The sequence below is a fragment of the Streptomyces sp. NPDC002403 genome (assembly GCF_053593015.1).
Genome location: NZ_JBSFBQ010000038.1, coordinates 33,466 through 58,123, shown reverse-complemented (window position 1 = coordinate 58,123; position 24,658 = coordinate 33,466). Strand labels below are relative to the sequence as shown.

Sequence of the window (24,658 nt, the reverse complement as noted above, 5' to 3'; positions counted from 1 at the left end):
GGCGCACAGGTGTTCCGTCCCCGTCCTCCGCGCTCCCACCGTTCCCGCACGCGCCTTCTTGCGCGGGGGGCCGGAAGGTAGGGTCGCCGACACGAACTAGCACGGGGGGACGGCCATGGGGGACGTCACGGACGTACGGGTGGCGGCCATCGCCAGCCTCACACCGCTCGAGGAACTCGACAGCGACCCGTTCCTGGTGGACACCCGCAGCCAGCACGACATGTGTGCCCGCTGGGCCGCCGACAAGGGATATGTCGTCACCCGGCAGCTGCGGCTCTACGGGCTGCGCCCCGACCACCACGCCCTGTGGACCGATGTCGAGAGCGGCGAGGTCGAGCTGTTCGTCGCCGCCAACGACCGGGTGCTGGCACGGGCACTCGCCTCGGTGCCGGAGTTCGCCGCGGAGTGCGAGCGGCGCGGTGTGCGCCTGGAGATCGCGGGGCTGGACGAGCCGCCGTACAACGCCCGGACGAAGGCGAGCGTGCACCGCAGGCTCTCCATGCCGACCGCCGGCTACGACGGCCGCTGACCCGGCTCCCGGCCGCTGCGGCCGGGGCCGCGGGCCCGCTGTGAAAAGCTGGGGGCCGGGACCCGGAACGGCGGGGTCCGGACGTGAGGTGGAACGGCGTGGGTGACGGGCGATGGCGAACAGCCGGGAGCGCCCTGATGCGAGTGGTCGTGGTGTGGGCGGTCTCGACGCTCACGATGCTGGTGCTCGCCGGGATTCTGCCTGACTTCCAGCTCCAGTCGGCCGACGGCGACAGCATAACCAAGATCGCGTTCACCGCGGCCTGGGGCGCCGGCGCCTTCGGTCTGCTCTCCGCGCTGGTCTGGCCGGCCCTGGTGCGGGCCCTGCTCATCGTGCCCGCACTGGTCCTCGGGCTGCTCGTCTTCTTCCTGAACGGCTCGCTGCTGCTGGTGGCCCTGCGGCTCATCCCGGACGGGCGCGGCGCCGCCGACCCGGAGACGGCCGTCGTCGTCGCGGCCGTGATGTCCGCCGTCGCCTCGGCGACCTCCACCGCGCTCGCCGTCCGCGACGACAACGCCTACCGGCGCAGGCTCTCCCGGCTGGCCGTCCGCCGCCGACGGCGCAGCGGTGCGGACAACGGGCGCAGCGGGCCGCCGGGAACCGTCTTCATCCAGCTCGACGGCGTCGGCCACGACGTGCTCGCCCGCGCCGCCGACGAGGGCCTGATGCCGACCGTCGCGCAGTGGCTGGCGGACCGGGACGGGCACCGGCTCACCCCGTGGCGCACCGACTGGTCCAGCCAGACCGGGGCCAGCCAGCTCGGCATCCTGCACGGCAGCAACCACGACGTCCCCGCCTTCCGCTGGTACGAGAAGGAGACCGGCGACGTCATGGTCTCCAGCAGGCCCGCGAGCGCTCTCGAACTCCAGCGCAGGGCCGTCGCGCGCACCCACGACGGCGGGCTGCTCAGGCTGGACGGCGCCAGCCGCGGCAACCTCTTCAGCGGCGGCGCCGACCAGCTGGCGCTCGTCCTGTCCATGGCGGCCCGGTTCGGCAAGGGCCGCCGCTCCAGGGCCGGGTACTTCGCGTACTTCTCCGACCCGGCCAACGCCGTACGCACCGCCGTGTCGTTCGTCGCCGAGGTCTGCCGGGAGATCGGCCAGTCGACCCGGGCACGGATGCGGAAGGTCACGCCCCGGATCAAGCGCGGTGGGCTCTACCCCTTCATCCGCGCCTTCGCGACCGTCGTCGAACGCGATGTGGTGGTCGCCGCCGTCATCGGGGACATGTTCGCCGGCCGCACCGCCGTCTACGCCGACCTGGTCGCCTACGACGAGGTGGCGCACCACTCCGGACCGAACAGCCGCGACGCGGAGAAGGTGCTCGCGCGCCTGGACCGCTCGCTGGCCCTGATCGTCAAGGTCGCCGAACACACCCCGCGCACCTACCGGATCGTGCTCCTGTCCGACCACGGCCAGAGCCCCGGGGAGACCTTCGCGGGGGCGTACGGGCTGACCCTCAAGGACCTGGTGCGGGCGGGCTGCGGGCTGCCCGTGCCCCGTCGGGCGCAGCGCACCCGCAGCGGCTCGGAGGCGCGCGACGCGGTACGGATCGCCCTGCACCGGCCGGTCGACGAGGGGGTGGCGGAGCACCTCGCGAAGCCGTCCGACCCCGTGGTCCTCGCCTCCGGGAACCTCGGCCTGATCTCCTTCCCCGACATCGAGGGGCGGGCCTCGCGCGAACAGCTCGACCACTGCCACCCCGCCCTGCTCGGCACCCTCGCCAACCACCCCGGCATCGGCTTCCTGCTGGTCCGCAGCGAGCGCCACGGATCGGTGGTGCTGGGCCGCGGCGGCACGGAGATCCCGGTCTCGGAGCTGGTCGACGGGGAAGGGCCACTGGCCCCGTTCGGCCCCGGAGCGGCCGCGGCGGTGCGGCGGACGGACACCTTCCCGCACGTCGCCGACATCATGGTCAACTCGATGTACGACGGCGCCACGGGCTGTGTGCACGCCTTCGAGGAGCAGATCGGCTCGCACGGCGGCCTGGGCGGCGAGCAGTCCCACCCGTTCCTGCTGTGGCCGTCCCAGCTGTCCGCGCCGGTGGCACCCGGCACGGAGCTGGTGGGCGCCGAACAGGTGCACAAGGTACTGCGCCGCTGGCTGGGGGAGTGTCCGGGCCCGCAGATTCCCGTGTCGGTGCCGGGTGAGGCCGGAGGCGCCGGAGAAGCGGACGGAACGGTCCAGGCCGCCGGCTGAGGGGCGTTGTCAGTGGTGGGCGGCAGGATGGGGGCCATGACGAACTCAGCTGTTGTGCTCGCCGACACCGCCGCCTACGCCGCCGCGGTCGAAGAAGCGGCGAAGGCCGCCGCCGCGTACTACGCCACGGGCGAGAGCACGCTCGACGACGACGCCTACGACCGGCTGGTGCGGGGGATCGCCGCATACGAGCAGGAGCACCCGCAGGAGGTGCTGGACGCCTCCCCGACCGGCAAGGTGGCGGGCGGCGCCGCGGTCGGCGACGTACCGCACACGGTGCCGATGCTCTCGCTGGACAACGTGTTCTCGGCCGACCAGTTCGTCACCTGGACGGCGTCGCTGGAACGCCGGATAGGCCGGCCCGTCGCGGCCTGGAGCGTGGAGCCGAAGCTCGACGGCCTGGCCGTCGCGGCCCGCTACCGGGCGGGCCGCCTGGAGCAGCTGATCACCCGGGGCGACGGCACCGCGGGCGAGGACGTCTCCCATGCGATCGGCACCGTGGTGGGGCTGCCCGAGCGGCTCGCCGAGCCGGTGACGATCGAGATGCGCGGCGAGATCCTGATGACGACCGAGCAGTTCGAGCAGGCCAACGCCGTGCGCACCGAACACGGCGGCGCCCCCTTCGCCAATCCGAGGAACGGCGCGGCGGGCACCCTGCGCGCCAAGGACCGCGCGTACACGGTGGAGATGACGTTCTTCGCCTACGGCGCCCTGCCGCTGCCCGACTCCGGCGGGCTCACCGACATCCTCGCCGGCCTCCCGCACAGCGAGGTCCTCGCGTACGTCGCCCGCCTCGGTGTGCACACCGCCGCGGACACGGACGTGGCGCCGCGCACCGTCGCCACCGTCGAGGAGGTACAGAGCCGGGTCGAGGAAGTCGCCGCCCTGCGCGCCTCGTTGCCGTTCGGCATCGACGGCATCGTGATCAAGGCCGACCTCGCGGCCGACCAGCGCGAGGCCGGTTCCGGCAGCCGGGCGCCGCGCTGGGCCATCGCCTTCAAGCTTCCGGCCGTCGAGAAGGTCACCCGGCTCCTCGGCGTCGAGTGGAACGTGGGGCGGACGGGCATCATCGCGCCGCGCGCCGTGCTGGAGCCGGTGGAGATCGACGGCTCGACCGTCAGCTACGCCACGCTGCACAACCCCGCCGACATCACCCGCCGCGATCTGCGCCTGGGCGACCGGGTGATGGTCTACAAGGCGGGCGACATCATCCCCCGTATCGAGGCGCCCGTCGCCCATCTGCGGACCGGTGACGAAACGCCGATCGACTTCCCCGAGTCGTGCCCGCAGTGCGGCTCCGGGATAGACACCAGCGAGCAGCGCTGGCGCTGCGTCCGGGGCCGCGACTGCCGGCTCGTCGCCTCCGTCTCGTACGCGGCGGGCCGCGACCAGCTCGATATCGAGGGCCTCGGAGCGACCCGTGTCGTCCAGCTCGTCGACGCCGGTCTGGTGGCCGACTTCGCCGACCTCTTCACCCTCGACCGCGAGCAGTTGCTGGGCCTGGAGCGGATGGGCGAGACCAGCACCGACAACCTCCTGGCCGCCATCGAGGCGGCACGGACCCAGCCGCTCTCCCGGGTCTTCTGCGCGCTGGGGGTGCGCGGCACCGGGCGCTCCATGTCGCGGCGGATCGCCCGGTACTTCGCGCACATGGACCGCATCAGGACGGCCGACGCCGAGGAGCTCCAGCGGGTCGACGGCATCGGCAAGGAGAAGGCCGCGGGTGTCGTCGCGGAGCTGGTGGAGCTGGCCCCGCTGATCGAGAAGCTGGTGGCCGCCGGGGTCAACATGACGGAGCCCGGCGCCACGCCGCCGCCCGAGCCGGGGGAGGAGAGCGAGGAGGCGGCCGCCGCCACGGACGGGGAGCGCGGCGCCCTGCCGCTGGACGGGATGACGGTGGTGGTCACCGGTGCCATGACCGGCGTACTGGAGAAGCTCTCCCGGAACGAGATGAACGAGCTGATCGAGCGGGCCGGCGGCAAGTCCTCGTCCAGCGTCTCCAAGCGCACCTCGCTCCTGGTCGCCGGGGAGAAGGCCGGATCCAAGCGCACCAAGGCGGAGGACCTCGGCATCCGGATAGCCGCGCCGGACGAGTTCGCCGACCTGGTCGCCGTGTTCCTGCCGTCGGAGGTGTGAGGCACGGCGCCGTGTGACCGGCCCTTGGATTTTGCCCGGGAGTGGCTTTCTTTGCCTCCCTATTGCATAGTGAGGGCTCGACCATGCCTCGCTATCAGCGGGTTCATGGGTGTGTGCGCGGCCGCGACGGCAGGCCGGTGGGAGGGGCGATGCGTTCTCTGCACGAGGGGCGACGACTCGGCTCCTCCGTCCGCCGGGACCACCAGGACCACCGGGGTGTCACCCGTGGCCTCGCACTCGACCTCGGCAGCTCCCGCACGCGCGTCTGGGTGCCCGGACACGGGCTCCTGGCCGACACCGACGTCTGTGGCGAAGCGGGTACGGGAGCCGGGCACGGCCGCCCGGTCCGGCGGGGACGCATCGTCGACCCCGAGTCCTGCGGCCGGATGCTCGGCCGCATCGCCGACACCGCACTGGGCGCGGACCGCACCGGCACCGTGATCGTCCTCAGCCACCCCGTCCTCGCCGGGGCCCGCCGGCGCGCCGAGGCGAGGGAACTGATCGCGGCCCTGGGGCCGACCACCGTCATCGTCCTCGACAGCGCGAGGGCCGCCGCCGCATACGCCGGACCGCGCGACGGCGGCCCACTGCTCGTCGTCGACATCGGCGCCGAACTGACCGAGGCGACCCTGCTCGTCGACGGGCAGGTCCGCGACGCCCGCCAGGCCGAGACGGGGCTGGGCGACCTCGCCCCGGCGCAGCCGCCCACCGAGGTGGTCCGCACCGTCCTGGACATGATCATGGAGATGTGGAAGCAGGACCGGCACGGCGCCGTCCTCGGGGCCCTGCGCAGGGGCCCGTTGCTCACCGGGGGCGGCGCCGCCCGCCCCGACGTCACCAATCGGATCGCGGTCCGCCTCGGGGCCCCGGTGCGTCTCGCCGACGACCCGGCGACCGCCGTCGTACGCGGCGCCGGGATGGTCCTCGACTCCGTGCTCCGCCGGGCCGGCGCGGCCCCGGCCCTGACCGGCCGAACCGGGTGACCCCCCTCCCGGGGCCGCCCCCGGGGAACGTGCCCCCGGGGGCCTGTCCGACGGATCAGGGCCGGACCGGCCCGAGCGCACGGCCGGGCAACCCGGCACACCACGGCACCGCGCAGGCGGCCCGGCTGCTCCTCGCCGCCCTCCTGCTCGCCGTCCTCACCGTCGTCGGCGGCACCCCCGCAGCCGCCGGATCCGCACTGCCGGCCCGGCCGTTCGCCGGCGTACCGCCGTCCGCCGCGTACACCCCGGGCGCCCACCAGCCCACCCCGCACACCGACCGGACCGCCCGCACGGGCACCGCCCACGACACCCGGCGCACCCGCACGGCCACGGCGACCGACCACCACCGGTCCGGGCCGCCGACCGCGCCCCGCCCCCAGCCCCGGGCCGGCAGCGACCAGGCCCGCACCGCGCACCACCTCCCGCCGCCCGGCCCCGACGCCCTGCTGCCCGGCACGCCCGGCGTCCACACACCTCACCGGGCCGACCGCCCGGCCCCCACCGCACCCCCTCGTGCCACCGACCACGCGCGCCTCGCGCTCCCCGGCGTACGCGGGCCTCCACGGACGGCCGTTCACCGGCCACCGGTCCTGCCACCGGTCCCGTCCCACAGAACCGCCGTGCCGCCCCCGCCGAGGTGAGGGCGCCCGGCGCCCCCTCGGAGGAAACCCATGACTCGCGCCACCACGGTGCGAGCGGTGCTGGCTGCCGCCGTACTGCTCGTCTCCGTGCTCATCACGCTGACCATGTCACCCAGACTCGGCCTCGACCTTCAGGGCGGCACCAGAATGGTGCTCCAGGCCAAGGACTCGGACACCGCGAAGGCGGACCGGGAGAGCACCGAACGCACACTCGAAGTACTGCGCCAGCGCATCGACTCGCTCGGCGTCGCCGAACCCACGCTGACCCGCTCCGGCGAGGACCGGATCATCGTCGAACTCCCGGACGTCCAGGACCCCCGCAAGGCCGCCGAGGTCATCGGCAGAACCGCACAGCTCAGCTTCCACGCGGTCCAGGGCCCGGGGAGCGGCGGCGAGGACAGGGCCGGCGCGGGGCCGACCCTCCCCGACGAACAGGGGCGCGCCCTCGACCTCGGCCCGGCCAGGCTCTCCGGCGCGGGCGTCAAGGACGCCACCGCGGCGTTCGACGGCCAGCAGGGTGCCGGCTGGACCGTGTCCCTGGACTTCCACAAGAAGGCCGGCCGGGACTGGACCCGGCTGACCGGCGAAGCCGCCTGCCACCCGGTCCAGGACGACCGCCGCCGCGTCGCCATCGTCCTCGACCAGCAGATCATCTCTTCGCCACAGGTCTCCCCGACGGTCGCCTGCAACGCCGGTCTGCCCTCCGGATCCACCCAGATCACCGGATCGTTCAGCGCGGACGAGGCCCGTGAACTGGCCCTGCTGATCAAGGGCGGTGCCCTGCCGCTCCCCGTCGAGATCGTCGAGCAGCGGACCGTCGGACCGACGCTCGGCGCCGCCGCGATCGACGCCAGCGCCCGCGCCGCCCTCATCGGGGCCGCCGCCACCGCCCTCTTCATCACCGTCGTCTACCGGCTCTTCGGCGCACTCGCCGCCGTCGCGCTCGCAGCCTACGGACTGATCTCCTACGCCGCCCTGGTCGGCCTCGGTGTCACCCTCACCCTGCCCGGCCTCGCCGGATTCGTCCTGGCCATCGGGATGGCGGTCGACGCCAACGTACTGGTCTTCGAACGGGCCAGGGAGGAACATGCACAGCATCCGGGCCGCTCCCTGCGCTCCTCGCTGACGGCCGGGTTCAAGGGCGCCTGGAGCGCCGTAGCCGACTCGAACGTGACGACGCTGATCGCGGCCGGGCTGCTCTTCTTCCTCGGCTCCGGACCGGTGAAGGGCTTCGGCATCACTCTCGCCATCGGTGTGATCGCCTCCATGTTCTCCGCCCTCGTCATCGCCCGCGCACTCACCGAGATCGCCGCGGGCTCCCGGTTCGTCAGCGCCTACCGGGGCGTCAACGGCATCGCGTTCCCCGGCCGGGTACGCACCTGGCTGACCCGCCGCGACCCCCGGCTGATGCGGTCTCCGCGCCGCTGGCTGATGGTCTCCGCCGCACTGGTCGCCGTCGCGGTCCTCGGCATCGTCGTACGCGGTGTCAACCTGGGCGTCGAGTTCACCGGCGGCCGGCTCATCGAGTACTCGACCAGCCGGCCCGTCGACGTGGAGCGGGCCCGCACCGCGCTGGCCGGCGCGGGCTTCGGCGACGCCGAGGTCACCACGGCCGGGGCGGGAGACCTCTCCGTACGGACCGGTGAGCTCGACAACGACGGCGAACACGCCCTGCGCGCCGCCCTCGCGGAGGAGGGCGGCAGGACGACCAAGGTCCGCGACGAGCTGATCGGCCCCAGCCTCGGCGACGAGCTGCGGCGCAATGCCCTGATCGCGCTCGGCATCGCCGTGTTCGTGCAGCTGGCCTATCTCGCGGTCCGGTTCCGCTGGACGTTCGCCGTGGCCTCGGTCGGGGCGCTGGTCCACGACGTGATCATCCTGGTCGGCGCCTTCGCCTGGCTCGGCCGCACCGTCGACGGCATCTTCCTGGCCGCGCTCCTCACCGTCATCGGATACTCCGTCAACGACTCGGTGGTGGTCTTCGACCGGGTGCGGGAACTCTGGGCGAAGGCCCGTCGCGTACCGCTGGCCACCATCGCCGACCGGGCCGTTCTCCAGACCGTCCCACGAACGGTCAACACCGGAATGGGCGCGCTCTTCATCCTCGTCGCGCTCGCGGTGCTGGGCGGTGACTCCCTCGCGGACTTCGCCCTCGCCCTGCTCATCGGCATCTGCGTCGGTACGTACTCCTCGGTGCTGACCGCCGTGCCGGCCGCCCTCGTCCTGGAGCGCAGCAGCAAGGCCCCGCCACCGGCCCGCACACGGGCACCGGGACGCCGGTCCGGTACGGGGCGGGCGCGCAGGGATCCGCTCGACAACGGAGCACGCGTCTGACGTCGTGAAATCGGCTGCTCCGGATCAGCTCCGGCGCTCGAAGTCCGCTTCGGGCGCCGGTCGCCGACCACCTGACCGCAGAAGGTCACCGGCGAGCAGTACGACCGCCCCGCACCCGCAGCCGGTATCCGTGCGGCCCGCGGTCACGCGTCCCGCGTCTCAGGGGGCGAGGGACCGCAGATGGTCGGCGGTGGCCCGGTCGGCGGGCAGGAAGGTCTCGATCGCCAGCTCGGCCACCGTCACATCCATCGGTGTGTTGAACGTCGCGATGGAGCAGACGAAGGAGAGCACCCGCCCGTCGTGCTCGATGAGCAGGGGCAGCGCGAAGGGCAGCGAAGCAACGGGCCCGGGGCCGGTGCCCTCCGGTACGGGATAGCCCGCGATCTCCTCGTACAGCTCACGCAGCTCCGTCGAACGGGCCAGGGCGATCTGGCGGTCCATCTGGTCCAGCAGATCGGCCCGCCACTCCCGCAGATTGCGGATGCGCGGGGCCATACCTTCCGGGTGCAACGTGATCCGCATGGCGTTCAGCGGTGGTACGAGCAGGTGATCGGCGACTCCCTCCAGCAGCGTCGCCATGCCCCGATTGGCCGCCACCACGTTGTACGTACCGTCGACGACCAGCGCCGGATACGGGTCGTACGCCTGGAGCAGCCGCTCCATCCCCTCGCGCAGCGCGTCCAGCGCCGGGTCGTCGAACGCGGTCTGCGCGTAGCGGGGTGCGTAACCGGCCACCAGCAGAAGGGCGTTGCGTTCTCTGACGGGGACGTCGAGATGCTCGGCCAGTCGCAGGATCATCTCCTCGCTGGGGCGGGAGCGGCCCGTCTCGATGAAGGAGATGTGCCGGGCGGATGAATCGGCACGGAGCGCCAGCTCCAGCTGGCTGATCCGGCGCTGCTCACGCCAACTGCGCAGCAGCGGCCCTACCCCCGTGTCAAGCGCGACAGTTGTCATACCCAGACCGTAACGTCACCGGCACCGCCGACCGGCACCGATCGCCGACGAGGGAGTCGCCGTATGCCCGCCGCACCGCTGTCGCAGGAAGAGATCGAGGAACGTCTGGCCGGACTGCCCGGCTGGTCGCTGGAAGGGGACCGGATCACCTGTACGTACCGGCTCCACACCCACTTCGCCGCCCTCGGGCTGACCGTGCATGTCGCCGCCATCCAGGACGAACTGAACCATCACTCCGATCTGACCCTCGGGTACAACACCGTCTCCCTCTCCGTGAACACGCACGACGCGGGCGGTGTGGTCACCGAGAACGATCTGAACCTGGCCGCGCGGGTGGCGGCGATCGCCGACGGGCACGGTGTGCGGTAGCCACGGCGACCCGAGCGGCAGGTCACATCGCCGCGCCGAACCGTGGATGCGCGGCGAGCCAGCGCGCATAGCTCTCGCTGCGCTCCACCGCCTCCGTGTACGCCGCCCGTGTGTACCCGCTCACCGCGCCCGCCGCCGCGCCGGCCGCCGTCGAACGGGGATGCCAGCCCAGCAGGTGGCGCCAGCTGAGCGGTGAGCCGGTGATCGGCCGGGTCACCACGCCCGGGGTGGGCGGGAACGTCGCCCGGCACAGTCCGACCGCCCGTCCCACCTGCACCAGATGGACGACGGAGGCCGTATCCGTCTCGTACACCGAGACGGGGCTGAATCCGGCCCGCGCGCAGGCGCCGATGAAACAGTCGGCGAAACAGCCCTCGCCCGGCACGTCCGTCCAGCATTCGTCCGCCAGCGCGGAGAGGTCGAGCTCCTGTTCACCGGCGAGCGGGTGGGAGTCCGGCAGCATCACGAAGACCGGGTCGACGCCGATCACCTGCCATGTCAGCCGGTCGCTGCCGGGCGGCGGGCTCTCCCCGCAGGTCCCGATGAGGGCGAAGTCGAGTCTTCCGTCCACCAGCTGGGAGGCGATCTCGCCGACCGACCAGGAGGTGTACGTCGACACGGGCGCGGTCGGGTGCGCGGTGACCAGGCGGTCCACGAGGCCGCCCAGCAGCGGACCGTGCGTACCGCCCAGCCGGAAGCGCTCCATCGTCCCCCACGCGTTGGCGAACCGCACCGCCTCCTCCTGGAGCTCGCTCACGGCGGGCAGCACCACCCGGGCCCGTTCGAGCACCAGCTCACCGAGGAGCGTGGGCCGGGCGCCGGTGTGGTCACGGTCGAAGAGCGGGCCGCCGAGCGCCTTCTCGATCCTTCGCAGCTGTGCGCTCAACGCCGGCTGGGCGAGCCCGAGCGTCGCGGCCGCCTTGGTGAGGCTCCCGGTGTCGGCGATGGCACGTACGGTTCGCAGATGGCGTAACTCCAGCTCCATAAACGCAAGTTATGGGCCCGGCGGCGTACCGGCAATATGCAGGTGTCCAATGAGCGCGATGTGTCCGGACTCGGACGGGTGCCGGGCGCGCGGCGTCGGCGGGAGCGAGTGACTTGCTGAACCGGCAAGGAAACTTGCCATGAGGTCGGTCCGTAATGACGCTGTTTCCATGAGCCAGCACACCGGACACGGTCATCACCAGAACACCGCCCACAGCCACCACCCGGACGCGGCCCATGGCCGGCACGGCGACCGGACCCATGGCCACCATCACGACGCCGGAGACATCGACTGGGACGTGATGGGGCCGCAGCTGGAACAGGAGGCCGAGGTCAGCCGTCCGCAGTACGAGGCGGCGGCCCGGTGGATCGCGGGGCTCCCCACGGCCCCGAAGGTCCGCCGGGTGCTCGACATCGGCAGCGGACCGGGTGTGATCACCTGCCTGCTCGCCGAGGTGTTCCCCGAGGCGGAGGTCGTCGCAGTCGACGGCACCCCGGCGCTCCTGGAACGCACCCGAGGTCACGCCGAGCGCCTCGGTCTCGGCGACCGGGTCCGCACGCACGAGGCGGACCTCCCCGAAGGCCTCGCCGGACTGGCGGAGGCGGACCTGATCTGGGTGGGCAACGCCCTGCATCACATGGGCGACCAGCGCGCCGTCCTGGCCGGATTCGCCGCGCTGCTGCGCCCGGGCGGGACCGTCGCCCTGGTCGAGGGCGGGCTGCAGCCCCGCCGGCTCCCGCGTGACATCGGCATCGGGCGGCCCGGCCTGGAGGCCAGGCTCGAAGCGATCAACGCGGCCCGGTTCGAGGACATGCGGGCGGCACTGCCCGGCGCCACGCGGGAGACCGAGGACTGGAGCGCCCTGTTCACGGCGGTCGGACTGGCCCCGCAGGGCACTCGCAGCTTCCTGCTCGACCTTCCGGCGCCGCTCTCCGACCGGGCCCAGGACCATGTCGTCACCGAGTTCGCCCGTCGGCGCCAGATGTTCGAGGAGGAGCTCACGGCCGAGGACGTCGCCGTGCTGGACCGGCTGCTCGACCCCGACGATCCGGCCGGGCTGCGTCGGCGCCCCGATGTCCACCTGCTCTCGGCGCGCACCGTGCACCTGGGCCGACGAGGCTGACGGCGCGCGACCGCATCGGACGGGAGTCGGGTCGGGCCCGGCTCCCACCAGGGCAGGAGGTCCGTGCGGGGGCGTATTCCCGGGCCTTCCCGTACCCCGCCGCGGCCCGTACCGGAGGAGTGCGGGCAAGCCGCGGATGACGGATATTCACGGGTTCCGGCCGCTGCCCGGGCCCTGTCAAGAAAAGACACGCTGCTACCAGGGTGAGCGCGTATCAGGAAGTCCCCTGTGCGGTCTAATCGCAGATCAATTCGCCCAAAAACAGGGGCAATTGGCAGCTCATCAAATTATGCGAATATCGCATATGGCGCATTTATGTACCTCGATCGGAGTGTGGGTGTCGAACTTCGCCGTGTCCGATATGACACGTATGAAGATCTTCAGTAATTTCATCCACGGGTCGACTGCTCAGCCGACCTTTCTGAGACAGGAGAAGCGAAATGATTACGCGTTCCACCGTCGTCACTGCCGCCGTCGCGGCCGCTGCAGCCCTGGCCGCCACCGGTATCACCTACGCCTCGGCCGCCACCTCGGAGCCGGCCCAGGCGACCCAGGCCGTCCAGCAGGCCGTTCCCGCTTCGGCTCTCGGCGGCGGCGACGTCGGCAAGGGTAACGAGGGCAAGGGTAACGAGGGCCGTGGCGGCAACGAGGGCCGTGGCGGCAACGAGGGTCGTGGCCACTACTACGAGGGCCGTATCCACATCAACGAGCGGACGTACGCCGACGAGCTCGGCGGCTGCGTGACCGTGGTCAGCGGCCTCGGTTCCAACAGCCTCAACATCCGCAACGACAGCCGCCGGACCGTCGAGGTCTTCCGTGGCGCCACCTGCGACAACGGCGCGCCCATCGCCACCGTCGGACCGCACAGCTCCAGCGACGGGGTGTTCCCCGGTCACGTCAAGGGCGGCGTGTGGGTCAAGAACGGTGTCGTGGGCAGCTTCCGCGTCATCGAGCGTCACTTCGACGAGGGCCGTGAGGGCGGTGGCCGGGACTGGTGACCGAGTCACCAGGTTGACGTGAGCCCCGGCCCGCCGTAATCGGGCCGGGGCTCCAGTCAGGGTATCCGACCGGAGTGATCCGGTCGGATATCCGCACCTGAACGACGACTGACACTCACAAACACCTGCAAGGTCATATTAGATCCGGACGGTGAGGCGTTGCCAGTCGACTGGAGGGGCCGCGCCGCACGCGGCCACCAGGGTCGGGTCGGCGCCTTTCGGTCCGGGTTCCGGAATTCGGCTTCCGGTTTCGTTTCTCGGCCCGCGGCCCTCGGCGGAGCCCGGCAACCGGGCGGCAGAACGTGGCGCCGGCGTGGCAGACGCCGCCCATGTCCCGTCCGTCAGGGGGTCGACGGGTCGTCTTGGTCCGGGTGGGGGACGGCCCGGTCGGCATGGCGTCGAAGGGCCGTTCGGAGTTCTGGTCCGCACGCATCCGTACAGATCGCCGTGCCGGCCCGTATCCGGCCCTTGCCCCGGGGTGTTCCCGCATCGGCTCCAACTGTCACCAGTGGCTGCTGCCGTTCCGGTCGCTCCCCGCGGGCGGACCGCCGCCCGGCTCGGCAGCCGGGCGGCGGTCCGTATGCGTCAATGGCGCGATGGCGGGGCTCAGGCGCCGACGTTGAATTCGCCGGGGTTCGGGCCCAGGCGCCTGCCCTCGTCCAGCGCGGCGAACGCGGCGAGGTCGTCGGCGTCCAGTTCGAAGCCGAACACATCGAGGTTCTCCGCGATGCGCGACGGCGTCACGGACTTCGGGATCACCACATTGCCGGTCTGGATGTGCCAGCGGAGCACCACCTGGGCGGCCGTGCGGTCGTGCTTGCGGGCGATCGCGACGACCGTCGGGACCTCCAGGAGGCCCTTGCCCTGCCCCAGCGGCGACCAGGCCTCGGTCGCGATGCCGTGCTCGGCGTGGAACGCGCGCGACTCGGCCTGCTGGAGCTGCGGGTGGAGCTCGATCTGGTTGATCACCGGGACCACCGAGGTCTCGCCGAGCAGACGCTCCAGGTGCTCGGGGAGGAAGTTCGAGACGCCGATGGCCTTGGCACGGCCGTCGGCGTGGATCTTCTCGAAGGCCTTGTACGTGTCCACGTACGCGTCCTTGGCCGGCACCGGCCAGTGGATCAGGTACAGGTCGACGTAGTCGAGCCCCAGCTTGTCGAGCGAGGCGTCGAAGGCGCGCAGGGTCGCGTCGTAGCCCTGCTCGGAATTCCACAGCTTCGTGGTGACGAACAGCTCCTCGCGGGCGACCCCGGAGGCCGCGATCGCCCGGCCGGTGCCCTGCTCGTTCTCGTAGATCGCGGCGGTGTCGATGCTCCGGTACCCGGACTCGATGGCCGTGGTGACCGCTTTCGCAGCCTCGTCGTCCGGCACCTGCCAGACACCGAAACCGAGCTGCGGCATCGCGACACCGTTGTTGAGGGTGATGGAGGGGACCTGGCTCACGAGCGGTCGATCCTTACGTCGTCGGTTGGTACTCCCCTGGTCAACGATCACCGGCGGCCAGGCATTCCCCGCAGACCTCATCCGTACAGGGCATTGACCGCGTCCGGTCATCACGCAACTCTGGAGCACGTCACTGAACGACGACCACTCTTGTGAACGTGTACTCCGGGATCACGGCGAGCGACTCCGAGCGAGGTCGACATGACGAACCCTTCCGGGAGGGCGCTGTTGGGTGCGGCCATCGGCGGCGCCGTCGCCGCGACCGCCGGGCTCCCCGCCACCGCGCACACGGCGAGCCGGAAACTGCGCTGGTCGCCCTCGGCCGGCAGTGGCGGACTCGACGCCTTCGAGACCGTCGAGGACGACCGGGCCGACTCCCATCCGGCGGGCCGGCCGCACATCCTCGCCGAGGGGGACAACTTCAGGTTCAACATGCACACCGCCGACCGGGACACCTCGACGGACCGCCGGCACCAGGAGGTCACCGGGCTGCGCACCGTCGGTGACGGTGCGTCAGATGCGGTCCGCTGGATCCTGAAGGACGGGGCGACCACCGTCGTCGGCAGGTCGAAATCCGGCGTCGACGCCCTCCTCGCCGACCGGGTCCGGCCCGAATGGGGCATCTACCGGCCGCTCGGCGACACCTCGGGATCGCTTCAGGACGCCCACCTCCTGCTCACCGGGATGCGCGGGTACCAGCTGGTCTGACCCGTCCCGGGAAGCAGGAGGCGAAGGGCCCTGGCACGGCAGGGCGGCGGGGTGTGCCCCGCCGCCCCCGAGGGCTGCCCGCGCTCCATCCAACCCACCGGCGCCGCTTGGGATTTGGGCCCGCGCGGGGCATTGACAGAAAGCTCCGCAGGGAATCCTATGCAGTGTCGGTTAGGAACCTTTCCTAACACCGAACCGGAAGGGATCACCGTGCACCCTGCCGCACCCCCACGCCGCTTGGTGGCCGCCCTCGCAGGACTCAGCTGTCTGCTCCTGCCCCTGCTGGGCCATCTGCCGAAGGCCTACGCCGCCGCGGACGAGGCCGCCGACGCCCACGACTTCCCGGCCGCGAGCGCGACCGCCGCGGCTCCCGGCGCCATGGCCGCGGCCCCGTACGAATACCTCGGCTGGGGAGACCCGCAGAGACCCGACGATGTGATGGCGGCCACCGGCGTGAAGTGGTTCACGCTCGCGTTCGTCCTCTCGGACGGCACCTGCAACCCGAAGTGGGACGGGGACCGGCCGCTGACCGGCGGCTCGGACGAGGACGCCATCGACGCCATCCGGGCGGCCGGCGGCGACATCGTCGTCTCGGTGGGCGGCTGGAGCGGCGACAAGCTCGGCGAGAAGTGCACCGGCGCCGCCGCCCTGGCCGGGGCCTACCAGAAGGTGATCGACGCCTACCACCTCAAGGCGCTGGACATCGACATCGAGGACACCGAGTTCTCCAGGGCCACCGTGCGGCAACGGGTGGTCGACGCGCTGAAGACCGTCAGGAAGGCCAACCCGGGCCTCGTGACGTACGTGACGATGGGGACCACCCCGACCGGTCCCGACGCCACCGGCAAGGACCTCATCGAGCGAGGCGCGGCAGCGGGGCTCGACAACGACGGCTGGGTCGTCATGCCCTTCGACTTCGGCGGGCACAGCGGCACGATGGGCGCGGCCACGGTCGGTGCGCTGGACGGGCTGAAGTCTGCCGTGAAGAGCGCCTACGGCTACAGCGACGACGCCGCCTACCGGCACATCGGGGTCTCCTCGATGAACGGGAAGACGGACGAGCCGGACGAGACCGTCACGACCAAGGACTTCCGCACGATCCTCGGCTACGCGCAGCAGCACCACATCGCGCGCTATGCCTTCTGGTCCGTCAACCGGGACCGGTCCTGCGGCTCCGGCAGCGACGGGGACACCTGCAGCGGGGTGTCCCAGTCCCCGTACGAATTCACCAAGATCGTCGTCCAGTACAAGGGCTGAGGAGATCCCATGCGTACCACCACGAGCAGAGTGACCCTCGCCGGAGCGGCACTCGCCACCGCCGGGCTGCTGATGCCACTGCTCGGCGCGCCCTCGGCCGCCGCAGCGGACACCCGCTACGAGGCGGAGGGGGCGAAGCTCTCCCAGGCGGCCGTGGCGACCAACCACACCGGCTACTCCGGCACCGGCTTCGTCGACTACACCAACGTCGCCGGATCCTCAGTGGAGTTCACGGTGAGCACCACCGCGGCCGGCAATTCGCTGGCCATCCGCTACGCCAACGGAACCACTACCGACCGTCCACTGGACATCAGCGTCAACGGCACGGTCGTCGCCTCCGGCGTCTCGTTCGGCTCCACCGGATCCTGGGACACCTGGGCGACGAAGACCATCGGCGCACAGCTCCCCGCCGGAACCAGCACCGTGCGGGCCACCGCGACCACGGCCGACGGCGGCCCCAACCTCGACTACCTGGACACCGCGATCCCCGCCACCGGCGGTCCCGCCGTGCCCTTCGGCAGCCACACGATCCCGTACGCCGCGGGGACGCTGAAGCCCTCGGGCTCGCAGTCGGCACTCGACCAGGCCGTGGTCAGGACGTACAACGCCTGGAAGTCCGCGTTCGTGAAGAAGAACTGCGGCAACGGCTGGTACGAGGTCATCTCGCCGGACGCCGACCACCCCTACGTCGCCGAGGCCCAGGGCTACGGGATGGTCGTCACCGCGACGATGGCGGGCGCCGACCCGGAGGCGAAGACCGTCTTCGACGGCATGGTCAAGTACATGCTCGCGCACCCCTCGGTGAACAACGCCAACCTCCTCGCCGCCGAACAGGACGCCTCCTGCAAGAGCGTCGACGGCTCCGACTCGGCGACCGACGGTGACCTGGACGTCGCCTACGGGCTGCTCCTCGCCGACCGGCAGTGGGGTTCCACCGGGACGTACAACTACAAGGACCTCGCGGTCAAACACATCAACGCCATCAAGAAGAGCGAGGTCAACCCGACCACGCACCTGATGCTGTTCGGCGACTGGTCGGACTCGGGGGAGTCCCACTACTGGATGACCCGCTCCTCCGACTGGATGATCGACCACTTCCGCGCGTTCAGGGCCGCCACCGGTGACAGCACCTGGGACACCGTCCGCACCGCGCACCAGGACCTGATCACCTCCCAGCAGTCCAAGTATGCGGCCGGCACAGGGCTGTTGGCGGACTTCGTCGTCAACACCAACACCACGGCCAAGCCCGCCCCGGGCGAGGTGCTCGAAAGCCCCAACGACGGCGACTACTCCTGGAACGCCTGCCGCGACCCGTGGCGCATCGGCGCCGACGCCGTCACCAGCGGGGACAGCGCCTCGCTCGCCGCGGCCCGCAAGCTGAACACCTGGATCAAGGCCAAGACGGGTGGCGACCCGGGCAAGATCGCCAGTGGCTACCACCTGAACGGCTCGGTGTTCGACAGCGGCAACGACATGGCGTTCACCGCCCCGTTCGCCGTGACCGCGCTGACCGACCCCGGCTCCCAGGCCTGGCTCGACGCGCTCTGGAACAAGCTCGCCACCACCCCGATCGACCCGGATCTCTACTACGGCGGGAGCGTCCAGCTCCAGTCGATGATCGTCGCGTCCGGCAACTACTGGGTTCCCTGATGGAGGGTCAGATGCAGACCGGCACGCTCACCACGTCACGAGGAAGAGTGGCGGCCCTCACCGCCCTACTGCTCTGTACCGCCCTGGTGCAGGCAATCCCGCAGCCGGCCTCCGCGGCTGCCACCCGCTACGAGGCGGAGTCCGCGACGATCGTCAAGGGCGCCGCCGAGTCCAACCACTCCGGCTACTCGGGCACCGGATTCGTCAATGGCGACAACGTCGCCGGGAGCTATGTGGAGTTCACCGTCGACGCGGCCTCCGCCGGCACCGGGAAGATAGCCGTCCGCTACTCCAACGGCACGGCGGACGCCCGGCCCGCCGATGTCGCCGTCAACGGCTCGGTGGTCTCGGCCGCCCGCGCCTTCAGCGCGACCACCGACTGGGACACCTGGGCCACCTCCACCCTGACCACACCGGTCAAGGCGGGCAGCAACAGGATCCGGCTGACCTCCACGACGGCCAACGGGCTGCCCAACCTCGACTATCTCGACGTCACGGTCACCTCCTCGGACACCGAGGCGCCCACCGCACCCACGGCACCGAGCTGTTCGGGGATCACCGAGAACAGCCTCACGCTCGGCTGGGGCGCCGCCACGGACAACGTGGGAGTCGCCGCGTACGACATCTACGAACACGGCAACAAGTTCGGTGAGGCACCCGGCACCGCCACCACGAAGAACCTGACCGGGCTCACCCCCGACACCACCTACAACCTCACGGTGTTCGCACGTGACGCGGCCGGCAACGTGTCGTCGGTCAGCCCGATCGTGGACTGCACCACCCTGCGCAGCTCCGACACCACCGCACCCACGGCACCCGGCACCCTGTCCACCTCAGGCCTCACCGCGAACAGCGTCGCCCTGACCTGGGGGGCGTCGACGGACGACAAGGCCGTCACCGCCTACGAGGTACGCAGCGGCAGCACCGTCTACAAGACCGTGACCGGCACCCCACCGGCCACCACGACCACCCTCACCGGGCTCGCCTGCGCCAGCCCGTACAGCCTGGACGTCGTCGCCGAGGACGCGGCGGGCAACACCTCACCGCCGAGCAACACGGTCACCTTCACCACCCCGGACTGCGCCACCGACGGCGGTGTGCCGTCCGGCATCGCCACCGTCTCCGGCGGCTGGTCCATCCCCTGGGGCACCTACTGGATGCCCGACGGCAAGAGCGCGCTCGTCACCGAACGGGACAGCTTCAAGGTCCTCAAGGCCACCCCCGACGGCACCAGGACCCAGGTCGGGACCGTGCCCGACGCCGTCACGACCGACGGCGAGGGAGGTCTGCTCGGCGTCGCCGTCGACCCGAAGTGGTCCACCAACCACTACGTGTACTTCATGCACACCGCGTCCGAGGGCAACCGCGTGGCACGCATGACCTACGACGGCAGCTCGCTCGGCGGGTACACGGTCCTGCTCCAGGGGATCAAGAAGAGCAGGTACCACAACGGCGGGCGGCTGCTGTTCGGCCCCGACGGCTACCTGTACGTGTCGACCGGCGAGGCGCAGACCCCCGACCTGGCCCAGGACAAGAACTCGCTGAACGGCAAGATCCTTCGGATGACGACGGACGGCAGGGCCGCCCCGGGCAATCCCTTCGGCAACTACGTCTACAGCTACGGCCACCGCAACCCGCAGGGGCTCGCCTTCGACCGCAACGGCCGGCTGTGGGAGGCGGAGTTCGGCGACAGCAAGAAGGACGAGCTCAACCTCATCAAACCGGGCAAGAACTACGGCTGGCCGGTCTGCGAGGGCACCTGCACCACCGACGGCATGACCAACCCGAAGAAGACCTGGAACATCTCCGAGGCCTCGCCCAGCGGGATCGCCATCGTCCGCAACGTCATCTACATGGCCGCGCTGAAGGGCGAACGGCTGTGGCGGGTGCCGATCACCGGTGACACCGAGAACCTCGGCACGCCGAGCGCGTACTACGTCGGAACGTACGGCAGGCTGCGCACCGTCACCAAGGTGCCCGGCCAGGACCAGCTCTGGCTCTCCACCACCAACTGCGACAACAAGGGCAACGAGCCCGACGGCTCGGACAAGCTGTTGCGCGTCTCGATCACGTAGCACGGGACGCCGTACGCGCTGTACCGCCGGGGCACGCCGGGCCTCAGCGGTACAGCGCGTCGACCTCCGCCGCGTACGCCGTCTCGATCGCCCGGCGCTTCAGTTTCAGCGACGGGGTGAGCAGGCCGTGCTCCTCGCTGAAGGGGTGCGCCAGGATCCGGAACGTACGGATCGACTCGGCCTGGGACACCGCCGTGTTGGCGGCCACCACCGCCCGCCGGACCTCCATCTCCAGCTCCGGGTCGCGCACCAGGCCCTCCGGCTTCAGCGGCTCCCGTCCCTGCATCTGGAGCCAGTGGTCCACCGCCTCCTGGTCGACCGTGACCAGCGCCGCGATGTACGGCCGGTCGTTGCCGACCACGATGCACTGCGCGACCAGCGGATGCGCCCGCACCCGCTCCTCCAGACCGGCCGGCGCCACACTCTTGCCGCCCGAGGTCACCAGGATCTCCTTCTTCCGCCCGGTGATCGTCAGATATCCGTCCTCGTCGAGCGAGCCCAGGTCACCGGTGGCCAGCCAGCCCTCGCGCAGCACCGCCTCGGTGGCCTGTGGGGCGCCGAGATAGCCCGCGAACACATTGTCGCCGTGCACCCACACCTCACCGTCCTCGGCGATGTGCACGGTCGTCCCCGGGATCGGCAGCCCGACCGTGCCGTACCTGGTGCGTTCCGGCGGGTTGGCCGTCGCCGCCGCGGTCGACTCCGTCAGCCCGTACCCCTCGTACACCGTGACGCCCGCGCCCTCGAAGAACAGCCCGAGCTGCCGCTCCATCCCGGATCCACCGGACATGGCGTGGCGGATCCGGCCGCCCATCGCCTCGCGCACCTTCCTGTACACGACCTTGTCGAAGAACTGGTGCTGTATGCGCAGCCCGGCCGACGGCCCCGGGCCGGTCCCGAACGCCCGCGCCTCCAGCGCCTCGGCGTACTTCACCGCGATGTCCACGGCCTTGTCGAACGGCCCGATCCGGCCCTCCGCCTCGGCCCTGCGCCGGGCGGCGTTGAAGACCTTCTCGAAGATGTACGGAACCGCCAGGATGAACGTCGGCCGGAAGGACACCAGATCCGGCATCAGCGCCTTGGCCGACAGCTCGGGCTGATGGCCCAGCTTCACCCTGCCCCGGATCGCCGCGACCTCGACCATCCGGCCGAAGACGTGGGCCAGCGGCAGGAAGAGCAGTGTCGCCGCCTCGTCACCCGGCCGGGAGCGGAACACCGACTTCCAGCGGGCGACCATGGTGTCCGTCTCGAACATGAAGTTGGCGTGGGTGAGCACACAGCCCTTGGGGCGTCCGGTCGTCCCCGAGGTGTAGATGACGGTGGCCACCGATTCGGGCGTCACGGCGCGGCGGTGGCGGTGCACCACCTCGTCCTCGACGTCCGCCCCCGCCTCGATTAGCTCGGCCACCGCGCCGGCGTCCAGCTGCCAGAGCCGCTTGAGGCCGGGCAGCCGGTCGATCACCGAGGCGATCGTCATCGCGTGGTCCTCGTGCTCGACCATGACGGCGGACACCTCGGAGTCGTGCAGCATCCACAGCACCTGCTCGGCCGAGGAGGTCGGGTAGACCGGGACGGACTGGGCGCCCACCGTCCACAGCGCGAGGTCGAAGAGCGTCCACTCGTAACGCGTACGCGACATCAGGGCCACCCGGTCGCCGAATCTGACGCCGTGGGCGATCAGTCCCTTGGCAAGCGCCAGCACCTCGTCACGAAGGGCCGCAGCGGTGACATCCCGCCAGTTTCCGTTCGTGTCCTTGCGGCCGAGCGCGACCCGGTGCGGGTCCTCCTCGGCATGGTCGAAGACCACGTCGGCCAGCCCGCCCACGAGGGGCGCGGCCGCCATGGGTGGGACAGTGAACTCGCGCAATGACCTGCTCCTTGTGGCGCTCCGCACAGCGCCGTGACGCTACCCCACCGGGCGGCGCGGCGGGAGGGCCCCGAACCGGTGGACAATGTGGCATATGCACAGGTCAGCCACCGAAATCCGGCCAGATGGGCAAGGCTCGGGCATGGCCGGGACCACGGAGCGAAGGGCGGGCGCCGGAATCTCCACCGAATCTGTACGGCACTGCCACTCCCGTTCCGAGGGCATCTGCGGTGGTTCATCCTTGTTCACGCCGATCGGATGGGGCGTGTGTGCGACCGCCGGTGTGTCCGTGGCTCCCGAGCGCCCGGGCCGTCATGCGTGTGGCCGTGCGCCGTCCCGGCCGCTGACCGGAGCGAGGGGGCCGACGCCGCGGATCAGCCGGTCGCCGCCTGCCAGGATCGCCGTCGCCAGCGCGTCGGCGGCCTCGTGGGCCCCGTCGCGACGGCGGCCGTGCGACAGGACGAAGTCCACCCCGCCCAGCTCCGGCAGCCCCGCCCTGGCCGGCACCGGCACCAGGCCCGGCGGGATCAGACCCCGGCTGTGGACCATCACGCCCAGCCCCGCGTGGGCCGCCGCGACCAGCCCGCTCAGGCTGGTGCTCGTGCAGGCGATCCGCCAGGACCGGCCGTGTTCCTCCAGGACCTCCAGGGCGCGGGCCCGGGTGATGCCCGGCGGCGGGAAGACGATCAGGGGCACCGGGCGGTCCGGGTCGACCCGGAGCTGGGGTGCGCCGATCCAGGCCAGCGCGTCCTGCCAGACCAGTTCGCCGTGCGTGTCGCCGGTGCGCCGCTTGGCCAGCACCAGATCGAGACGGCCGGCCGCGAGACGTTGCTGGAGCGTCCCGGAGAGCTCCACCGTCAGTTCCAGCTCGACCTCCGGATGGTCGTGGCGGAACGACTCCAGGATCTCCGGCAGCCGGGTCAGCACGAAGTCCTCGGAGGCGCCGAACCGCAGCCGCCCGCGCAGCCGGGTGCCGGTGAAGAAGGCCGCGGCCCGCTCATGGGCCGCGAGTATCGTCCGGGCGAAGCCGAGCATGGCCTCGCCGTCCACGGTGAGATCGACGCGGTGCGTGTCCCGGGTGAACAACTGCCGCCCCGCCGCCTCCTCCAGGCGCCGCACATGCTGGCTCACCGTGGACTGCCGTACCCCCAGCCGCCGGGCGGCCCGGGTGAAGCTCAGCGTCTGGGCGACGGCGAGAAAGGTACGGAGCTGTGCGGGGTCGTACATGGCTGCCAGGCTATCGCGCTCCGTGATGACAGTGAGAACGGTGTGCGGGATTCCCGATCGCCTCGATGGGGAGCAGCATGGGGCGGGCACGACCGGAACCAAGAGAGCATGTGGAGCACATGAGCCGCCGCACCCTGAAGCTGCCGTCCTGGCTGCCGCTCGACCCGTACATCCTGGCGCTGATCGGCACCGTCGTGCTCGCGGCGATACTGCCGGCCTCGGGGGCCGCGGCCGATGTGGCGGGCGGTGCCTCCACCGGGGCGGTCGCCTTTCTCTTCTTCCTGTACGGCGCCCGGCTCTCCACCGCCGAGGCCCTGGACGGGCTCAGGCACTGGCGGCTCCACCTCACGGTGCTGATCTGCACCTTCGTGGCGTTCCCGCTGCTCGGGCTGGCGGGCAGGGGACTGGTTCCGTACGTTCTGACGCCGCAGCTGTACAGCGGTTTCCTCTTCCTCTGCCTCGTCCCGTCGACCATCCAGTCGTCGATCGCCTTCACCTCGATCGCCCGGGGCAATGTGCCCGCGGCCATCTGTGCGGGATCCTTCTCGTCGCTCGCCGGGATCTTCCTCACCCCGCTGCTCGCGGCCGCCCTGCTCGGCAACGACGGCGGCGGATTCTCGGCGGACGCGCTGCTGAGGATCTGCGTCCAGCTGCTGCTGCCGTTCGTCGCCGGGCAATTGCTGCGCCGCTGGATCGGCGGTTTCATCACCCGCCACAAGAAGGTCCTCGGCTACGTCGACCGCGGTTCGATCCTGCTCGTCGTCTACACGGCCTTCAGCGAGGGCATGGTCGCGGGCATCTGGCACCAGGTCACCCCCGCCCGGCTCGGGGCGCTGCTCGGCGCCGAAGCGCTGCTGCTCGCGCTGATGCTCATGCTGACCTGGTACGGGGCGAAGCGGCTCGGCTTCGACCGGGAGGACCGGATCGCCATCCAGTTCGCCGGTTCGAAGAAGAGCCTGGCCTCGGGGCTGCCGATGGCGAGCGTGCTGTTCGGGGCGCAGGCCTCGCTCGCCGTGCTGCCGCTGATGCTCTTCCACCAGATGCAGCTGATGGTCTGCGCCGTGATCGCCAAGCGCCGCTCGCGCGACGCGGAGCGGGAGAGCCCGGCGAGCGGAGCGGTGCCACGGGAGCCTGCCGCAGTGGTGGGCTGAGCCGGGACCGGGGGGCCGGGACCGGGGCGG

Annotated in this window: 19 protein-coding genes; 14 read left to right on the top strand and 5 right to left on the bottom strand. The window is 71.3% G+C overall.

What is annotated here, in order from left to right:
* The first annotated feature begins 115 nt into the window (after nt 1-115).
* From ACWCPY_RS31290 to secD, 6 genes are all read left to right on the top strand, one after another.
* On the top strand, nt 116-529 hold the full coding sequence (locus tag ACWCPY_RS31290; RefSeq protein WP_451270605.1) for a hypothetical protein: 414 nt from the start codon (nt 116-118) through the stop codon (nt 527-529).
* Between the two features lie 98 nt (nt 530-627).
* Nucleotides 628-2,727: an alkaline phosphatase family protein gene (locus tag ACWCPY_RS31285; RefSeq protein WP_451270603.1), complete on the top strand. Its 2,100-nt coding sequence runs from the start codon at nt 628-630 to the stop codon at nt 2,725-2,727.
* 27 nt (nt 2,728-2,754) lie between these two features.
* Complete coding sequence (gene ligA / locus ACWCPY_RS31280; RefSeq protein ID WP_451270601.1) at nt 2,755-4,863, top strand: NAD-dependent DNA ligase LigA; 2,109 nt, start codon at nt 2,755-2,757, stop codon at nt 4,861-4,863.
* A gap of 149 nt (nt 4,864-5,012) precedes the next feature.
* Complete coding sequence (locus tag ACWCPY_RS31275; protein WP_451270599.1) at nt 5,013-5,846, top strand: rod shape-determining protein; 834 nt, start codon at nt 5,013-5,015, stop codon at nt 5,844-5,846.
* A gap of 29 nt (nt 5,847-5,875) precedes the next feature.
* Complete coding sequence (locus ACWCPY_RS31270; RefSeq protein ID WP_451270597.1) at nt 5,876-6,487, top strand: hypothetical protein; 612 nt, start codon at nt 5,876-5,878, stop codon at nt 6,485-6,487.
* A 30-nt stretch (nt 6,488-6,517) separates the two neighbouring features.
* Nucleotides 6,518-8,821 (top strand): protein translocase subunit SecD, encoded by a 2,304-nt coding sequence (secD, locus tag ACWCPY_RS31265; protein ID WP_451270595.1) that lies wholly within the window; start codon nt 6,518-6,520, stop codon nt 8,819-8,821.
* Between the two features lie 159 nt (nt 8,822-8,980).
* On the opposite strand, the gene ACWCPY_RS31260 is transcribed toward secD, so the two are convergent.
* Nucleotides 8,981-9,775: a helix-turn-helix domain-containing protein gene (locus ACWCPY_RS31260; protein ID WP_451270593.1), complete on the bottom strand. Its 795-nt coding sequence runs from the start codon at nt 9,773-9,775 to the stop codon at nt 8,981-8,983.
* Between the two features lie 63 nt (nt 9,776-9,838).
* On the opposite strand from ACWCPY_RS31260, the gene ACWCPY_RS31255 reads away from it, so the two are divergent.
* Nucleotides 9,839-10,144, top strand: a complete 306-nt coding sequence (locus ACWCPY_RS31255) for a 4a-hydroxytetrahydrobiopterin dehydratase (RefSeq protein WP_451270591.1) — start codon at nt 9,839-9,841, stop codon at nt 10,142-10,144.
* A 22-nt stretch (nt 10,145-10,166) separates the two neighbouring features.
* Here ACWCPY_RS31255 and ACWCPY_RS31250 read toward each other — a convergent pair whose 3' ends face one another.
* Complete coding sequence (locus ACWCPY_RS31250; protein ID WP_451270590.1) at nt 10,167-11,129, bottom strand: LysR family transcriptional regulator; 963 nt, start codon at nt 11,127-11,129, stop codon at nt 10,167-10,169.
* A 169-nt stretch (nt 11,130-11,298) separates the two neighbouring features.
* On the opposite strand from ACWCPY_RS31250, the gene ACWCPY_RS31245 reads away from it, so the two are divergent.
* Both ACWCPY_RS31245 and ACWCPY_RS31240 read left to right on the top strand, forming a co-directional pair.
* Entirely contained in the window at nt 11,299-12,252 is a 954-nt protein-coding gene (locus tag ACWCPY_RS31245; protein WP_451270588.1) for a class I SAM-dependent methyltransferase, read from the top strand.
* Nucleotides 12,253-12,692: 440 nt separating this feature from the next.
* The gene (locus tag ACWCPY_RS31240; RefSeq protein WP_451270586.1) at nt 12,693-13,250 is read left to right on the top strand and encodes a hypothetical protein; all 558 of its coding nucleotides are present in this window, start codon (nt 12,693-12,695) and stop codon (nt 13,248-13,250) included.
* Between the two features lie 606 nt (nt 13,251-13,856).
* On the opposite strand, the gene ACWCPY_RS31235 is transcribed toward ACWCPY_RS31240, so the two are convergent.
* Nucleotides 13,857-14,693, bottom strand: a complete 837-nt coding sequence (locus ACWCPY_RS31235) for an aldo/keto reductase (RefSeq protein WP_451270584.1) — start codon at nt 14,691-14,693, stop codon at nt 13,857-13,859.
* A 201-nt stretch (nt 14,694-14,894) separates the two neighbouring features.
* On the opposite strand from ACWCPY_RS31235, the gene ACWCPY_RS31230 reads away from it, so the two are divergent.
* The 4 genes from ACWCPY_RS31230 (at nt 14,895) to ACWCPY_RS31215 (ending at nt 20,383) form a co-directional block, all read left to right on the top strand.
* Nucleotides 14,895-15,401, top strand: coding sequence for a hypothetical protein (locus tag ACWCPY_RS31230; protein WP_451270582.1), 507 nt, complete (start codon nt 14,895-14,897; stop codon nt 15,399-15,401).
* Between the two features lie 210 nt (nt 15,402-15,611).
* The gene (locus ACWCPY_RS31225; RefSeq protein WP_451270580.1) at nt 15,612-16,658 is read left to right on the top strand and encodes a chitinase; all 1,047 of its coding nucleotides are present in this window, start codon (nt 15,612-15,614) and stop codon (nt 16,656-16,658) included.
* Nucleotides 16,659-16,667: 9 nt separating this feature from the next.
* Nucleotides 16,668-18,308 (top strand): glycosyl hydrolase family 8, encoded by a 1,641-nt coding sequence (locus ACWCPY_RS31220; protein WP_451270578.1) that lies wholly within the window; start codon nt 16,668-16,670, stop codon nt 18,306-18,308.
* A gap of 11 nt (nt 18,309-18,319) precedes the next feature.
* Entirely contained in the window at nt 18,320-20,383 is a 2,064-nt protein-coding gene (locus ACWCPY_RS31215; RefSeq protein ID WP_451270576.1) for a PQQ-dependent sugar dehydrogenase, read from the top strand.
* 43 nt (nt 20,384-20,426) lie between these two features.
* Here ACWCPY_RS31215 and ACWCPY_RS31210 read toward each other — a convergent pair whose 3' ends face one another.
* Together ACWCPY_RS31210 and ACWCPY_RS31205 are read right to left on the bottom strand one after the other, a co-directional pair.
* Nucleotides 20,427-22,226 (bottom strand): AMP-dependent synthetase/ligase, encoded by a 1,800-nt coding sequence (locus ACWCPY_RS31210; RefSeq protein WP_451270574.1) that lies wholly within the window; start codon nt 22,224-22,226, stop codon nt 20,427-20,429.
* A 336-nt stretch (nt 22,227-22,562) separates the two neighbouring features.
* Nucleotides 22,563-23,477 carry a LysR substrate-binding domain-containing protein gene (locus ACWCPY_RS31205; RefSeq protein ID WP_451270572.1) on the bottom strand — a complete coding sequence of 305 codons (915 nt, stop codon included), beginning with the start codon at nt 23,475-23,477 and terminating at the stop codon, nt 22,563-22,565.
* A gap of 119 nt (nt 23,478-23,596) precedes the next feature.
* On the opposite strand from ACWCPY_RS31205, the gene ACWCPY_RS31200 reads away from it, so the two are divergent.
* Entirely contained in the window at nt 23,597-24,628 is a 1,032-nt protein-coding gene (locus ACWCPY_RS31200; RefSeq protein WP_451270570.1) for a bile acid:sodium symporter family protein, read from the top strand.
* The last annotated feature ends 30 nt before the right edge of the window (nt 24,629-24,658 follow it).

What these genes read in the sequence shown, in the direction of transcription:
- ACWCPY_RS31290 (WP_451270605.1), top strand. Translation starts at nt 116, where the DNA reads ATGGGGGACGTCACGGACGTACGGGTGGCGGCCATCGCCAGCCTCACA.
- ligA (WP_451270601.1), top strand. Translation starts at nt 2,755, where the DNA reads ATGGGGGCCATGACGAACTCAGCTGTTGTGCTCGCCGACACCGCCGCC.
- ACWCPY_RS31275 (WP_451270599.1), top strand. Translation starts at nt 5,013, where the DNA reads ATGCGTTCTCTGCACGAGGGGCGACGACTCGGCTCCTCCGTCCGCCGG.
- secD (WP_451270595.1), top strand. Translation starts at nt 6,518, where the DNA reads ATGACTCGCGCCACCACGGTGCGAGCGGTGCTGGCTGCCGCCGTACTG.
- ACWCPY_RS31260 (WP_451270593.1), bottom strand. Translation starts at nt 9,775, where the DNA reads ATGACAACTGTCGCGCTTGACACGGGGGTAGGGCCGCTGCTGCGCAGT.
- ACWCPY_RS31255 (WP_451270591.1), top strand. Translation starts at nt 9,839, where the DNA reads ATGCCCGCCGCACCGCTGTCGCAGGAAGAGATCGAGGAACGTCTGGCC.
- ACWCPY_RS31250 (WP_451270590.1), bottom strand. Translation starts at nt 11,129, where the DNA reads ATGGAGCTGGAGTTACGCCATCTGCGAACCGTACGTGCCATCGCCGAC.
- ACWCPY_RS31245 (WP_451270588.1), top strand. Translation starts at nt 11,299, where the DNA reads ATGAGCCAGCACACCGGACACGGTCATCACCAGAACACCGCCCACAGC.
- ACWCPY_RS31240 (WP_451270586.1), top strand. Translation starts at nt 12,693, where the DNA reads ATGATTACGCGTTCCACCGTCGTCACTGCCGCCGTCGCGGCCGCTGCA.
- ACWCPY_RS31230 (WP_451270582.1), top strand. Translation starts at nt 14,895, where the DNA reads ATGACGAACCCTTCCGGGAGGGCGCTGTTGGGTGCGGCCATCGGCGGC.
- ACWCPY_RS31220 (WP_451270578.1), top strand. Translation starts at nt 16,668, where the DNA reads ATGCGTACCACCACGAGCAGAGTGACCCTCGCCGGAGCGGCACTCGCC.
- ACWCPY_RS31215 (WP_451270576.1), top strand. Translation starts at nt 18,320, where the DNA reads ATGCAGACCGGCACGCTCACCACGTCACGAGGAAGAGTGGCGGCCCTC.
- ACWCPY_RS31210 (WP_451270574.1), bottom strand. Translation starts at nt 22,226, where the DNA reads ATGGCGGCCGCGCCCCTCGTGGGCGGGCTGGCCGACGTGGTCTTCGAC.
- ACWCPY_RS31205 (WP_451270572.1), bottom strand. Translation starts at nt 23,477, where the DNA reads ATGTACGACCCCGCACAGCTCCGTACCTTTCTCGCCGTCGCCCAGACG.
- ACWCPY_RS31200 (WP_451270570.1), top strand. Translation starts at nt 23,597, where the DNA reads ATGAGCCGCCGCACCCTGAAGCTGCCGTCCTGGCTGCCGCTCGACCCG.